15 protein-coding genes are annotated in these 13570 nt (G+C 73.2%); 9 read left to right on the top strand and 6 right to left on the bottom strand.

Features of this window, described 5'->3' with window-relative positions; all coding sequences use genetic code 11:
* Window positions 1-31: 31 nt before the first annotated feature.
* Together ABZ484_RS18670 and hisN are read right to left on the bottom strand one after the other, a co-directional pair.
* On the bottom strand, window positions 32-418 hold the full coding sequence (locus tag ABZ484_RS18670; RefSeq protein WP_358866976.1) for a CBS domain-containing protein: 387 nt from the start codon (window positions 416-418) through the stop codon (window positions 32-34).
* A gap of 147 nt (window positions 419-565) precedes the next feature.
* On the bottom strand, window positions 566-1366 hold the full coding sequence (gene hisN / locus ABZ484_RS18665) for a histidinol-phosphatase (RefSeq protein WP_358866975.1): 801 nt from the start codon (window positions 1364-1366) through the stop codon (window positions 566-568).
* Between the two features lie 166 nt (window positions 1367-1532).
* Between hisN and ABZ484_RS18660 the strand changes: the two genes are divergently transcribed.
* A complete protein-coding gene (locus tag ABZ484_RS18660; protein WP_358866974.1) occupies window positions 1533-2144 on the top strand; it encodes a helix-turn-helix domain-containing protein in 612 nt (203 codons plus the stop codon).
* 86 nt (window positions 2145-2230) lie between these two features.
* Here the strand turns inward: ABZ484_RS18660 and ABZ484_RS18655 are convergent, their stop codons facing one another.
* From ABZ484_RS18655 to ABZ484_RS18640, 4 genes are all read right to left on the bottom strand, one after another.
* The gene (locus tag ABZ484_RS18655; protein WP_030179165.1) at window positions 2231-2554 is read right to left on the bottom strand and encodes a multidrug efflux SMR transporter; all 324 of its coding nucleotides are present in this window, start codon (window positions 2552-2554) and stop codon (window positions 2231-2233) included.
* A 107-nt stretch (window positions 2555-2661) separates the two neighbouring features.
* On the bottom strand, window positions 2662-3672 hold the full coding sequence (gene rsgA / locus ABZ484_RS18650; protein WP_358866973.1) for a ribosome small subunit-dependent GTPase A: 1011 nt from the start codon (window positions 3670-3672) through the stop codon (window positions 2662-2664).
* A gap of 18 nt (window positions 3673-3690) precedes the next feature.
* Window positions 3691-5019, bottom strand: coding sequence for a 3-phosphoshikimate 1-carboxyvinyltransferase (aroA, locus tag ABZ484_RS18645; protein ID WP_358866972.1), 1329 nt, complete (start codon window positions 5017-5019; stop codon window positions 3691-3693).
* Window positions 5020-5175: 156 nt separating this feature from the next.
* Window positions 5176-5898 (bottom strand): M50 family metallopeptidase, encoded by a 723-nt coding sequence (locus ABZ484_RS18640; RefSeq protein ID WP_358866971.1) that lies wholly within the window; start codon window positions 5896-5898, stop codon window positions 5176-5178.
* 104 nt (window positions 5899-6002) lie between these two features.
* On the opposite strand from ABZ484_RS18640, the gene ABZ484_RS18635 reads away from it, so the two are divergent.
* The 8 genes from ABZ484_RS18635 (at window position 6003) to def (ending at window position 13374) form a co-directional block, all read left to right on the top strand.
* Window positions 6003-6818: an SOS response-associated peptidase gene (locus ABZ484_RS18635; protein ID WP_358866970.1), complete on the top strand. Its 816-nt coding sequence runs from the start codon at window positions 6003-6005 to the stop codon at window positions 6816-6818.
* A gap of 25 nt (window positions 6819-6843) precedes the next feature.
* The gene (locus ABZ484_RS18630; protein WP_358867010.1) at window positions 6844-7491 is read left to right on the top strand and encodes an alpha/beta family hydrolase; all 648 of its coding nucleotides are present in this window, start codon (window positions 6844-6846) and stop codon (window positions 7489-7491) included.
* 253 nt (window positions 7492-7744) lie between these two features.
* The gene (sigR, locus tag ABZ484_RS18625; protein ID WP_358866969.1) at window positions 7745-8440 is read left to right on the top strand and encodes an RNA polymerase sigma factor SigR; all 696 of its coding nucleotides are present in this window, start codon (window positions 7745-7747) and stop codon (window positions 8438-8440) included.
* The gene (rsrA, locus tag ABZ484_RS18620) at window positions 8437-8748 is read left to right on the top strand and encodes a mycothiol system anti-sigma-R factor (protein WP_030179143.1); all 312 of its coding nucleotides are present in this window, start codon (window positions 8437-8439) and stop codon (window positions 8746-8748) included. The genes sigR and rsrA overlap by 4 nt, the downstream gene beginning before the upstream one ends.
* A 156-nt stretch (window positions 8749-8904) precedes the next feature.
* Window positions 8905-10299 carry an HD-GYP domain-containing protein gene (locus ABZ484_RS18615; protein WP_358866968.1) on the top strand — a complete coding sequence of 465 codons (1395 nt, stop codon included), beginning with the start codon at window positions 8905-8907 and terminating at the stop codon, window positions 10297-10299.
* A 14-nt stretch (window positions 10300-10313) separates the two neighbouring features.
* Window positions 10314-11534 carry an HD domain-containing protein gene (locus ABZ484_RS18610; protein ID WP_358867009.1) on the top strand — a complete coding sequence of 407 codons (1221 nt, stop codon included), beginning with the start codon at window positions 10314-10316 and terminating at the stop codon, window positions 11532-11534.
* 105 nt (window positions 11535-11639) lie between these two features.
* Window positions 11640-12620, top strand: a complete 981-nt coding sequence (locus tag ABZ484_RS18605) for a hypothetical protein (protein ID WP_189902183.1) — start codon at window positions 11640-11642, stop codon at window positions 12618-12620.
* Between the two features lie 103 nt (window positions 12621-12723).
* A complete protein-coding gene (gene def / locus ABZ484_RS18600) occupies window positions 12724-13374 on the top strand; it encodes a peptide deformylase (protein WP_306190542.1) in 651 nt (216 codons plus the stop codon).
* Window positions 13375-13570 lie beyond the last annotated feature (196 nt).

Here is a 13570-nt window from a genome sequence, read left to right as displayed (position 1 = left end):
TCCCTTCGGGGCCCGGTCCACCGTCGTGCGGTCAGGCCGCCACCCGGGCCGGAACCCAGCAGCTGATGATGTCGCGGACCGAGACGATGCCGGCCGGTTCGCCGTCGTCGAGGACGATGAGGTGGCGGAATCCGCCGTGCGCCATGGCGCGGGCGGCCTCCTCCAGGGTCCAGGACGGGGCGGCGAACACGACGTCGGTGGTGGTGTGGGCGTGGACGGGCTCCGTGTCCGGGTTCTGGCCCAGACCGACGGAGTTGAGGATGTCGCGTTCGGTGAGGATGCCGATGCCGCCGGCGTCGGGGTCGTGGACCACGGCCGCGCCCACCCGGCGGGCGGACATCAGGGCGGCGGCCTGTCGGAGGGTGTGTGCGGGGCCGATGGTGAGGACCACCGTGCTCATGGCGTCGCGGACGAGCATGGGATGGAGCCACCTCCTCGCGGAATCCAGCTGGTGACTGGATTCACAAGTTCACAAGTGGGGGACTCTCAGAGTTGCAGGTAAAGCGGCGGTCAACAAGAGGGCGCGCGTAGCCGGTTGGGGGCGTGCGCAGGCGTCTCCTCTTCCTCAGTGGCGCCGGTTGAGATACCCCAGCAACTCGTCGTGCAGCAGTCCGTTGGACGCCACCGCGTTGCCGCTGTGCGGGCCGGGCCGGCCGTCCAGGCCGGTGAAGGCGCCACCCGCCTCGGTCACGATGACCGCGTTCGCGGCCATGTCCCACAGCGACAGCTCGGGCTCCGCGCAGAGGTCGACCGAGCCCTCGGCGACCATCATGTAGGGCCAGAAGTCGCCGTAGGCGCGGGTGCGCCAGACCTCGCGGGTCAGGTCCAGGAAACCGTTCAGCCGGCCCTGCTCCTCCCAGCCGCTGAGGGAGGAGTACGCGAAGGAGGCGTCGGCCAGCTTCGCCACGCCGGAGACCCGAAGGCGCGACGCCTGCGACAGGCTGCGGCCGGTGAAGGCCCCGTGGCCCCTGGCGGCCCACCAGCGGCGGCCGAGGGCGGGCGCGGAGACGACGCCGACGACGGGCTGGTAGCCGCCCTCACCGGCCTCCATCAGGGAGATCAGCGTGGCCCACACGGGAACGCCGCGCACGTAGTTCTTGGTGCCGTCGATCGGGTCGACGACCCAGCGGCGGGGGCCGGTGCCCTCGATGCCGTACTCCTCGCCGAGGACCGCGTCGCGCGGGCGGGCGCGCTGCAACTGGCCGCGGATCAGCTCCTCCGCCGCCTTGTCCGCTTCGCTGACCGGGGTCATGTCCGGCTTGGTCTCGACCTTCAGGTCGAGCGCCTTGAAGCGGTCCATGGTGGCGGCGTCGGCGGCGTCCGCGAGAACGTGGGCCAGGCGCAGGTCGTCAAGGTAGTCCGGCATGTAGGGAACGGTATCCGCCTGGGGCGACACCGGGCCACAGGGGGCGCGGGTGGCGGGGCCGGAGCCGCGGTGTGTCGCTCGAAGGGCGCACATGCCCCCGGGCCCCCTTGACAGTGCCGCGGGCCGCGTCAAATCTGTGCGCAGAGTCGCTCGCCCCCGGGAGGCGATGATGCCTGCAGCGCGGGAATCCCTGCTGGACGCCGCTTACACGGCGCTGGCGCGTCGGCCGTGGTCCGCGGTACGGATGGTGGACGTGGCCGTGGCGGCCGGGGTGTCCCGGCAGACGCTGTACAACGAGTTCGGCAGCAAGGACGGACTGGCGCGGGCGCTCGTCAGGAGGGAGGCGGACGGCTATCTCGCCGGGGTGGACCGCGCCCTGGCCGGACACGCCGACCCGTCCGAGCGGCTCAGCGCCGCCGCCGAGTGGACCGTGGCGGCCGCGGGCCAGAACGCGCTGGTGAAGGCCATGCTCACGGGCTGCTGGAGCGAGCGGTTGCCCTGGCCGACGCTGTCGGCGGTGCCCTCGACCTCTCCCGTCCCGGCGCAGCGCAGGGCGGACGGTCCGCTGCCGTCGCCGGGCGAGTTGCTGGGACACGTCCGCGACCGTGCCGTGGCCGCCCTGGCCGCCTCGGTCGCGCCCGTCATGGATGTGTCCGAGCTGGCGAGGGCCTGTGAGCTGGCGATCCGCCTCGCCCTGTCCTGCGTGGCGGCTCCCCCCGGCGAGGGAGGCGTGGCCGCCCTGGTGCGCGAGACGCTGCGCCGCCACCAGCTCACCTGAGCCACCGGCTGCCGCCGTCCCGTCCGAGCGGAACCCGGCTCGGTAGCGCGCCCGCCCCTCGGTGGGCCGAGCCCCACAGTCGCATCTCAGTGGGCCGAGCCCGACAGTTGCAGGCCGATCACGCCCATGATGACGAAGCTGATCGACACGATCTTCAGCGTGGACACCAGGTCGCCGAGGAAGACCATGCCGTAGATCGCGGTGCCCGCCGCGCCGATCCCGGTCCACACCGCGTACGCGGGACCGACGTCGAGCTTGCGCAGGGACAGGGTGAGCAGGCCGAAGCTGCCGAGCGCGAAGCAGGCGAAGGCGATGGTCGGCCAGAGCCGGGTGAAGCCGTGCGAGAGTTTCAGGCACACCGCGAAGCCGGTCTCGAGCAGTCCCGCGACGATGACCAGCAGCCACGCCATGTGCCGTCCTCCCGTAGGTCCTCGCTCCGTGACCGCTCCGGCTCGCTGCGATTATGCACGTGCCGGACCGTGGCGGACACAAACTACGCCAAGGTGAGCACGCGGCGTCAGTCGCCTTCCTTACGTTCCCGGGTGGCCAGCAGCCTGCGCAGCGAGTACAGCCGGGCCGGGTCGGCGTGGCCCTCCGCGACCCACGCGTCCAGCGCGCAGTCCGGCTCGTCGTGGCTGCACGCGCGCGGGCAGCCCTCCGTGCCGGGTTCCAGGTCGGGGAAGGCGTGGATGACCCGGGACGGGTCGATGTGGGCGAGCCCGAAGGACCGCACGCCCGGGGTGTCGACGACCCAGCCCTCCGCGCCGGTCAGCGGCAGCGCGAGCGCCGAGGTGGTGGTGTGCCGGCCGCGGCCCGTCACCACGTTGACGTGTCCCGTCAGACGGCGCCTGTCCTCCGGGACGAGCGCGTTGACGAGCGTCGTCTTGCCGACGCCGGAGTGACCCACGAACGCGGTGATCTTGCCGTCCAGATGCTCGCGCACCCGGTCCGCCGCGTCCCCGTTCTCCAGCTCCTCACGGCTGGTGACGACGTGCGGGATGTCCAGCGCCCCGTACAGCTCCAGGAGCTTGTCGGGCGGGGCCAGGTCCGACTTGGTCATGACCAGCAGCGGCTCCAGGCCGCCGTCGTACGCCGCCACCAGGCAGCGGTCGATCAGGCGCGGGCGCGGTTCCGGGTCGGCGAGCGCGGTGACGATGGCCAGCTGGTCGGCGTTGGCCACGACCACGCGTTCGTACGGGTCGTCGTCGTCCGCGGTGCGGCGCAGCAGCGAGCTTCGCTCCTCGATGCGGACGATGCGCGCGAGCGTGTCCTTCGCGCCGGACAGGTCACCGACCAGGGCCACCCGGTCGCCCACGACGGCGGCCTTGCGGCCCAGTTCGCGGGCCTTCATCGCGATGATCGTGCGGCCGTCGACGAGGCAGGTCAGCCGGCCGCGGTCCACGGTGAGCACCATGCCCTCGGCCGCGTCCTCGTGCTTCGGGCGGATGTTCGTACGCGGCCGTGTGCCCCTGCGGCCGGGCCGGGTCCGGATGTCGTCCTCGTCGGTGTGCTTGCCGTAGCGGCGCATGACGTGATCCCCGCGCCTCTACGCCCCGAGCATCCCGGCCCACAGCTCGGGGAAGTCCGGAAGGGTCTTCGCCGTCGTCGCCACGTTCTCGATCTGCACGTCCTCGACCGCCAGGCCGATGATCGCGCCGGCCGTCGCCATGCGGTGGTCCTCGTAGGTGTGGAAGACGCCGCCGTGCAGCCGGCGCGGGCGGATGTGCAGGCCGTCGGCGGTCTCGGTGACATCGCCGCCGAGCTCGTTGATCTCCTTGGTCAGCGCGGCCAGCCGGTCCGTCTCGTGCAGCCGCAGATGGGCCACGCCCCGCAGCGTCGAGGGGGAGTCCGCGAGCGCGGCGACCGCGGCGATGCCCGGGGTCAGCTCGCCGACCTCGCTCAGGTCCACGTCGATGCCGTGCACCGACCCCGAGCCGGTGAAGACCAGGCCGAAGTCGGTCAGCTCGCAGGAACCGCCCATCTCGGTGAAGATCTCCCGCAGCCGGTCACCGGGCTGGGTGGTCCGCTCCGGCCAGTCGGGTACGACCACCTTGCCGCCGGTCACCAGCGCCGCCGCCAGGAACGGCTGGGCGTTGGACAGGTCCGGCTCCACGGTCAGGTCCCGGCCGAGCAGCGCACCCGGCGTGACCCGCCACACGTTCGGCTCGCCGCCCGACTCCGGGGTGTCCACCTGGGCGCCCACCGCGCGCAGCATGTCGACCGTCATCCGGATGTGCGGCATCGACGGCAGCGTCGAGCCGGTGTGCCGGACCTCGACGCCCTGGTTGAAGCGCGGGGCGGACAGCAGCAGGGCGCTGACGAACTGCGACGAGGAGGAGGCGTCGATCTCGACCGGGCCGCCGTCCAGCGCACCGCTGCCGTGCACGGTCATCGGCAGGGCGCCCCGGCCGTCGTCGTCGATGCGGGCACCGAGCGCGCGCAGCGCGTCGATCACGCCGTGCAGCGGACGCTCGTACGAACGGGGGTCGCCGTCGAAGCGCACCGGGCCGTCGGCCAGCGCGGCGACCGGAGGGAGGAAGCGCATCACCGTGCCGGCGTTGCCGACGTCGACCGTGGCCGGGCCGTGCAGCCCCGCGGGGATCACCCGCCAGGCCTCGCCGGAGGCGCCGGCGCCCGACGCGGAGGACACCGTCTCCTCGATGCCCACGCCCATCGCCCGCAGGGCGCCGGCCATCAGCAGCGTGTCGCGGGAGCGCAGCGGGCGGCGCAGCCAGCCCGGCTCCGAGGCGAGCGCGGCGAGCACCAGCGCGCGGTTGGTGACCGACTTGGACCCGGGCACGTGGACCGTCGCGTCGACGGCTCCGCTCGCGTGCGGGGCGGGCCAGAGGGCGGTGTCTGCGGGGTTCGGGGCCATGGACCCACTCTATAAGGAGGCGGTTGGACGGGCCGTCGTTCGGGTGCGGCCCGGCCGGAGCCGGTCACGCCGGGCGGCGGAGCCGTACGCCACCCCGGTCCGAAGCCATGCGCACCTCGTGGCCCGCTGCCACGTGTGCCCCCCAACGGCCCCCCGTCACACCCCCAGCAGCCAGCGGCCCCCGCCCATCAGCGAGCACAGGGACACCGCGTGGAACAGGAACAGCCACAGACCCGCCGGCACGTGCGTCAGCCGGGACAGCTGGTCCGCGTCCGAGTCCCCGGCGCCCCCGCGGGACCGCTTGGCCTGGAGCTCGAAGGCCGGCCGCACCCCGCCGAGCAGCAGGAACCACACCACCGCGTACGCGAACGCGGCCTGCACCTGGGGCCCGGTCAGCCACGACACCAGCAGGAACGTACCGCCCGTGACCAGCACGGTCAGCGCCCCGTACGCGTTGCGGATCATCACCAGCATCGCCACCAGCAGCGCCGTGGCCACCCACAGCAGCAGCGTGATCCGCCCGGCGGCGAGCAGGGCCGCGCCGCCCAGGCCCAGCAGCGGCGGAGCGGTGTAGCCGGCGGCCGCGGTGAGGATCATGCCGGCGCCGTACGGCTTGCCGCGGCTCACGGTCAGGCCGCTGGTGTCGGAGTGCAGCCGTATGCCCGTCAGCGTGCGGCCGCTCAGCAGCGCCACCAGGCCGTGGCCGCCCTCGTGGGCGATGGTGATCGCGTTGCGGGAGACGCGCCACAGGGTGTGCGGGACGACGACGGCGAGCGCGGCGACCGCGGTGGCGATCACCACCCACAGGTCCGGATCGGGCTGGGTGCCCACGAGCCGGTCCCAGAGGCCGGCCAGCGCTGTCGAGGCGAGGCTGTCCATGTGTTGCGGTGGCTCCCTGTGGTCGAGTCAAGAGGGGCCGGCGCGTAGCGCCGTCGTTGAGGGGTGGTGGTCGGGCGACGGGTGGGCCTGGCAGTGTTGCACGTATGTGCGGACGGTATGCGGCAAGTCGCGGAGCCGAGGATCTCGCAGGAATCTTCGAGATCGAGAAGTGGGAGCCGGAGGAGACCCTTGAGCCCGACTACAACGTGGCCCCGACCAAGGAGGTCCATGTCGTCCTGGACCGCCCTTTGAAGGACGCCGAGGACAAGCGTCCGGTTCGGCAGCTGCGGAAGCTGAAGTGGGGCCTGGTCCCCTCCTGGGCGAAGTCTCCCGAGGGTGCCGCCCGCATGATCAACGCCCGGGCGGAGACGGTGCACGAGAAGCCGTCGTACCGGCGGGCCTTCGCCGTCCGGCGCTGCATCGTGCCCGCCGACGGCTACTACGAGTGGGTCACCGGCACCCAGGAGCGCGAGCTGGAGGTCGAGGGGAAGCGGAAGCGGCCGCGCAAGCAGCCGTACTTCGTCACCCCGGCGGACGGATCGGTGTTCGCGATGGCGGGGCTCTACGAGTTCTGGCGGGACCGCACGCTGCCCGACGACCATCCGCTGGCCTGGTGGGCGACCTGCTCGGTGATCACCACGGAGGCCGAGCGCACCCCGCTGGCGGTGGCCCCGGCCGAGGGCCCGCACGCACTGGCCGACATCCACCCCCGGATGCCGCTCCTGCTCACGCCCGACCGCTGGGACGCCTGGCTGGACCCGGCCCGCACGGACGTGGACGACCTGCGCGCCCTCCTCGCCCCGCCGCCCGCCGGCCTGATGCGCGCCTACCCGGTGTCCACCGCCGTGAGCAACGTCCGCAACAACGGGCCGGAGCTGCTCAAGGAGCTGCCCGCACCCGAAGAGGGCACACTCTTCTGACATGACCTCTGACACGTCCTGTGACATGACCAAGGAGACGGCCGGTACCCCGCAGACGGTCGCCACGGACGCGGGTGACGCCCGTATCACCTGGCACCGGGCGGAGGAGCCCGCCATGGTCCTCGCCGTCGGTCATGGCGCCGGAGGCGGCATCGAGGCGCGGGACCTGCGGGCCCTGGCCGAGGTGCTGCCCGCGCACGGGGTGAGCGTGGCCCTGGTCGAGCAGCCCTGGCGGGTCGCCGGGAAGAAGGTCGCGCCCGCGCCGAAGACCCTGGACGTGGGCTGGCGGGGCGTCTGGCCCGCCCTCGCCGCACCGGGGCTGCCCGTCGTCTCCGGCGGGCGCAGCGCCGGGGCGCGGGTCGCCTGCCGTACCGCGGCCGAGCTGGGGGCGCACGCCGTGCTCGCGCTGAGCTTCCCGCTGCACCCGCCGGGAAAGCCGGAGAAGTCCCGTGCCGGCGAACTGCTCGGCGCCGGGGTGCCGACGCTGGTCGTGCAGGGCGGGAACGACCCGTTCGGGAAGCCGGAGGAGTTCCCCGAGGGGTCCTACGGGCTGGTCGAGGTGCCGTACGGCGATCACGGCTTCGCCGTGCCGAAACGCGCGGAGATCAGCCAGGAGCGGGCGCTGGAGATCGTCACCGGTGGCGTCGTGGAGTGGATCGCGTCACTCGGGTGACTCCTGGGAATGCCGGGTGGCGGACCACTGTTGAGCCGGACAGAAGTGCTGAGGCCTCGGCACCGACGTCGCAGGAGAGGGAGTCCGCCGCATGGGTTCGACCATTTGCCCGAGCCGCAGCCGCGCTGACCTGGACTGGTCCGTGCTGCGCGCGGCCAAGACCGCTCCTATTCGAGCGGCGGGAGGCACGGGTCGTCGTCTATCCTCCGAATCGAGTGGGACCGGTTCCGGTCCCGCGCCATCGTTTGAGGAGGTGGGTCCGGTTCCCGGTACCGACGCAGGGACCGACAACGGCCAGGCGGAGCTGCCCGAGGGCCAGGGCACGGGCGTGGACGCGTCCGCGGAGTCGACCGCCCAGCGCAGCGCGCGCTTCGAGCGGGACGCGCTGGAATTCCTCGACCAGATGTACTCGGCCGCCCTGCGCATGACGCGCAACCCGGCCGACGCGGAGGACCTGGTGCAGGAGACCTACGCCAAGGCGTACGCGTCCTTCCACCAGTTCCGTGAGGGCACCAACCTCAAGGCCTGGCTGTACCGGATCCTGACCAACACCTTCATCAACTCCTACCGCAAGAAGCAGCGTGAGCCGCAGCGCTCCGCCGCGGAGGAGATCGAGGACTGGCAGCTCGCCCGCGCCGAGTCGCACATGTCGACGGGTCTGCGCTCCGCGGAGTCGCAGGCGCTCGACCACCTGCCCGACTCGGACGTGAAGGAAGCGCTCCAGGCCATCCCCGAGGAGTTCCGCATCGCCGTGTATCTCGCGGACGTAGAGGGCTTTGCGTACAAGGAGATCGCGGACATCATGGGGACACCCATCGGTACGGTGATGTCCCGGCTGCACCGGGGCCGCCGTCAACTGCGTGGCATGCTCGAGGACTACGCCCGCGATCGCGGACTGGTCCCGGCCGGTGCCGGAGAGTCGAACGAAGCGAAAGGCTCGGGCTCATGAGCTGCGGAGAGCCGCACGAGACGGACTGCAGTGAGGTACTCGACCATCTGTACGAGTTCCTCGACAGTGAGATGCCGGACGTCGATCGCACCAAGTTCGAGCACCACTTCGAGGAGTGCTCGCCGTGCCTGGAGAAGTACGGCCTGGAGCAGGCCGTGAAGAAGCTGGTCAAGCGGTGCTGCGGGCATGACGACGTACCCGCCGACCTGCGCGCCAAGGTCATGGGGCGGCTCGAGCTGATCCGCTCCGGTCAGACCGTCTCCGAGCGCGATGTGACCGAGGAACCGGTCACCTCCCAGGAGTCCTGACCACCCCACGCGCGATGCGGGCCCGCTCCATGCCGCGCGCGTCCCTCGTCACCCATACGTGCTAATCCGCGGGTTATCGGCCCACGGACGTCCCTCCGCGCCCCCTAGTCTCCCAGCCGTGGGCAGGCAGGACCGGCGCGACGGGGGAGGGACGGCATGGAGGCGGTTCCACCCCGGGCACGTGCCTACGTCGCCTGTGTCGCCCTCGGTGCCCTGGTCTGCCTGCTGCCGGTGCTGGTGCCGCTCACGGTGCCGCCGCTGGTTCCGGTGCCGGTGACGCACGCGTCCTGGTGGGCCGTCGGCCTGCTGGCCGCCGTGTACACCGGCGGCAAGCAACTGGCCCGGCGGAGCTTCGCCGGGCCCTTCTACCCCGTGCTGCTGGCCGCGGCCTTCCTGCTGCCGCCGTCCGCCGCCGCGCTCGTCCCGCTGCCCGGCGCCCTGCTGGCCGCGGCCGGGCAGCGGCCCGAGGCCCTGCGCCGGATCTGGCGTGCGGCCCAGCTCGCGCTCGCCGTGTGGGTGGCGGCCGCGGTGCACGGGGAACTGGGCGGCCCGGGCGCCGTCGCCGACCCCGACTTCCCGTACGCCCTCGTCCCCGCCGGTGCCGCGGTGGTGGCGTTCTGCGGGGTGCTGACCGCGCTGGACGGAGGGGTCCGGGCGCTGGCGGCGGCTTCGCCCGCCCTGCCGGGCCGGCGGGGACTGTTCGCCCGCTCCCTGGCGCCGACCGCGGTCCACGGGCTCGCCGGCCTGATGATGGCCGTGCTCTGGCGCAGCCCGTACGGGCCGGTGGCCGCCCTCCTGGTGCTGCTGCCGATGTGCGTGTCCTGGTGGGCGTACGCGCAGTACCACCGGGAACGGGCCGCCCACCAGGCGACGATCCGGGCGCTGGTGCAGGCGGTCGACATCAAGGACGGCTACACGCGCGGACACAGCGAGCGGGTCGGACAGGCCTCCATGATGATCGCCCGCGAACTCGGCATGGACGACGAACGCGTCGAGGTGCTGCGCTTCGCCGGCATCCTGCACGACGTGGGCAAGCTGGGCGTACCCACCCGGCTGCTGCGCAAGGACGGCCCGCTGACCCCCGAGGAGCGGCGGGTGATCGAACTGCACCCCGAGTACGGACACGAGATGGTGCGCGGGATCTCCTTCCTCGGCGAGGCACGCTCGGCGATCCTGCACCACCACGAACGCCTGGACGGCAGCGGATACCCCTACGGGCTGAGGGGCGGCCAGATCCCGGAGTGCGCACGCGTGGTGGCCGTCGCCGACGCGTTCGACGCGATGACGTCCACCCGCTCCTACCGCAGAGCCCGGCCGGTGGGCACGGCGCTGCGGGAACTGGAACGCTGCGCGGGCGCCCAGTTCGACCCGCGCATGGTCACCGCCCTGGTGCGGGCCCTGGACCGGAACGGCTGGCACCCGGCGGTCACGGCGGAGGACGGCAGCCCGCCGTCCCCGCCCGGGGACGGCGCGCCGTGCGTCCCGGCCAGGCACCGCGCCCCCCGTGCGCGGGCCGGGTCGGCCGGCGGGCGCGAGGAGGCGCGCGGGTGAGGTGGCCGTGGCCGTTGGTGCTGATCCGCGGGTCCGCCCTCGCCGTCGGCCTGCTGTCGCTCGCCGTCACGGTGTGGACCGGGCTCGAGGAGCGCGGGGCGGCGCTCGCGTTCGGGGTGCTGGTGCTGGTGGGGGAGCTCGCCCGGTGGTCGGGCGGCCAGGCCCGGGAGGCCGCGCCGCTGGGCGCCGCGGGCGCGCTGTCGTACGCCCTGCTGGGGGAGGACGCCGGACGGCCCAGCCATCACGGCGCCCTCCAGGCCGTCGCCGTGGTGCTCGCCGCCTGTCTGCTGGGCAGCGTGCCGCACATCGCGCGCGGGCGCGGATCGACCCTCGACCACCTGGCCCGGCGGATCCTCACCGTCTTCTTCGCCGCCGTCTGCTTCCAACCGCTGTACGGCAAGGGCGCCTTCCGGGGGTGGGTGGGCCCGGCGTACGCCCTGCTGCTGCTCGCGCTCCTGGTGCTCACCGCCCTGTGCGGGGCCGTGCTCGCCGCCGTGCCCGCCCACTGCCGTACCCGGTGGCCGTTCGGCCCGCTGCTGCGGGAGGAGCTGCGGGGCCTGCTCGGGATCGGGTCGGCGGTGTGCGCGACGGGCGCGGTGATGGCCCTCGCGGTCGCCGTCGTCGGGTTGTGGGCGCTGCCGGTCTTCTCGCTGCCGCTGCTGCTCACCCAGCTGTCCTTGAGGCGGTACGCGGCCGTGCGGGACACCTACCGGCAGACCATCGCCTCGCTGGCCCGGGCCACCGAGGTGGCCGGGTACACCCCGGCCGGACACGCCCGCCGGGTCGCCGTGCTCAGCCGGGCCGTGGGGCGGGACCTGGGCCTGACGGAGCCGGAGCTGACCGTGCTGGAGCACGCCGCGCTCATGCACGACATCGGGCAGCTCAGCCTGGTCGACCCGATGCCCGCGGGGGCGACGGCCGGCCTGCCCGTCGCGGAGCAGCGGCGCATCGCGCTGCTCGGCGGGGCGGTGGTCCGCCAGACCGGGGTCTCCCGGGAGGTCGCGGTGGTGGTGGAGCGGCAGGCCGACCCGTGCCGGGAGCAGCCGCTGCCCGCCCGGATCGTGCGGGCCGTGAACGCCTACGACGAGAAGGCGCGCGACGCCGGACCCGGCGGCCCGCTCAGGGCACTGGAGGAGCTGCGGCTGGCCACGGCCGGCGACTACGCGCCCGAGGTGGTGGAATCGCTGGCCCGGGTGCTGTCGCGGGACTGTCTGACGCTGCCCGCGACGGGGTAACCCATGGGTAATGAGCGCCCTTCAAGCCGTACGTGGTTGGATGCGAAGGAAAGGGAAACCGGGGGCAGAAGCCAGCCCACAGAACGGAACTGGCAGGCGGGAATCGTGAGGATCTTCGGCAAGGGACGGCACCGGCCCTCCGCCTCCTGGCGGCAGGCCACCGACCGCGCGTTCACCCTGATCGGCGACGGCCGGTACGAGGACGCGGGCGCGCTGCTGACGCGCGCCGCCGATCTGGAACCCTGGCTGTCGGAGTCCTGGTTCAACCTGGCCCTGCTGCACAAGTTCCGGCACGACTGGGAGCAGGCCAGAACGGCCGGGCTGCGGGCCGTGGCCCTGCTGGAGAAGGAGTCCGGCGCGCCGGACTGGTGGAACGTCGGGATCGCCGCCACCGCCCTGCAGGACTGGCCGCTGGCCCGGCGCGCCTGGCAGGCCTACGGCCTGAAGGTGCCCGGGGGCGCGACGGCCGCCGGGGAACCGGTGGGCATGGAGCTGGGCAGCGCGGCCGTGCGGCTGTCGCCGGAGGGCGAGGCCGAGGTGGTCTGGGGCCGACGCCTGGACCCGGCCCGGATCGAGGTGCTGTCCATCCCGCTGCCCTCCTCCGGGCGGCGCTGGGGCGAGGTCGTGCTGCACGACGGCGTGCCGCACGGCGAGCGGACCACCGCGGCCGGGCACAGCTACCCGGTCTTCGACGAGATCGAGCTGTGGGCGCCCTCGCCCGTGCCCACGTGGGTGGTCCTGCTGGAGGCCGCCACCGAGGCCGACCGGGACGCCCTGGAGCAGCTCGCCGCCGACGCGGGCTTCGCCGCCGAGGACTGGTCGTCGTCCGTGCGGCTGCTGTGCCGGACCTGCTCGGAGTCGCGGATGCCGTCCGACGAGGGCGACGGCGTGCACCTGGACCCGCACGACCACAGCGAGCCGGGGCACCCCGGGCCGCTGGGCCACCGCACCGACGGACAGCTGTGGGTGCCCGAGCGGGAGTGCGGGGTGGCCGCACCGGCGTCCCTCGTCCGGGGGCTGCTGGACGGGTGGGTCGCGGACAGCCCGGACTCCCGGGACTGGCGGGATCTGGAAGAGGTCTGCTGACCGCCTGCCGCCCCCGGTGTCCGACGGAGACCCGTGTGTCCCCCGGCCCCCTTAGGCTGTACTCGCAGAATCTCTCAGGCTTGCAGGAAGGCGTACGTCGGTCATGGCGCAGCAGGACACCGATCAGCAGCACGCGGGCGTGCTCCCCGTCGACGACGAGGGCTATGTCGTCGACACCGGGGACTGCGAGGAGCGCGAGACCGCGTGGCGCGAGCGCGGTACCTCGCGGCCGATCACGGTCGTCGGCAACCCCGTGCTGCACAAGGAGTGCAAGGACGTCACCGAGTTCGGCGACGAGCTCCAGCAGCTGGTCGCGGACATGTTCGCCAGCCAGCGCACCGCCGAGGGCGTGGGCCTGGCCGCCAACCAGATCGGTGTCGACCTGAAGGTCTTCGTCTACGACTGCGGGGACGACGAGGGCGTGCGGCACGTCGGCGTGGTCTGCAACCCCAAGCTGGTCGAACTGCCCGCCGACCGCCGCCGCCTGGACGACAGCAACGAGGGCTGCCTGTCCGTGCCCACCGCCTACGCGCCGCTGGCCCGCCCCGACTACGCCGAGGTCACCGGCCAGGACGAGCGGGGCAACCCGATCAAGGTGCGCGGCACCGGCTACTTCGCGCGGTGTTTGCAGCACGAGACCGACCACCTCTACGGCTACCTCTACATCGACCGGCTCTCCAAGCGGGAGCGCAAGGACGCCCTGCGGCAGATGGCCGAGAACGAGCCGCGCTACCCCGTGGTCGCCAACGACTGAGGGTTCTCATGCCGTCGGGGCGCGGGTGCCCCGTGTGCGGGTGCTCTGTGTGCGTGTGCCCCGTGTGCGTGTGCCTCGTGTGTCCCGTGGGTGCGGCGCCCGACCGGAACGACCGGTCGGCGGCGGCCAAGACGGCGAAGGGCACGGTCAAGCTCCAGAAGGTGCCCGGCTCGGAGTACCCGGCCACAGGAGCGCT

The sequence above is a fragment of the Streptomyces sp. NPDC006393 genome (assembly GCF_040628575.1).
GTDB lineage: Bacteria > Actinomycetota > Actinomycetes > Streptomycetales > Streptomycetaceae > Streptomyces.
The sequence above is the reverse complement of the archived record's forward strand: the minus strand, read 5'-3'. Positions and strand labels throughout refer to the sequence as shown.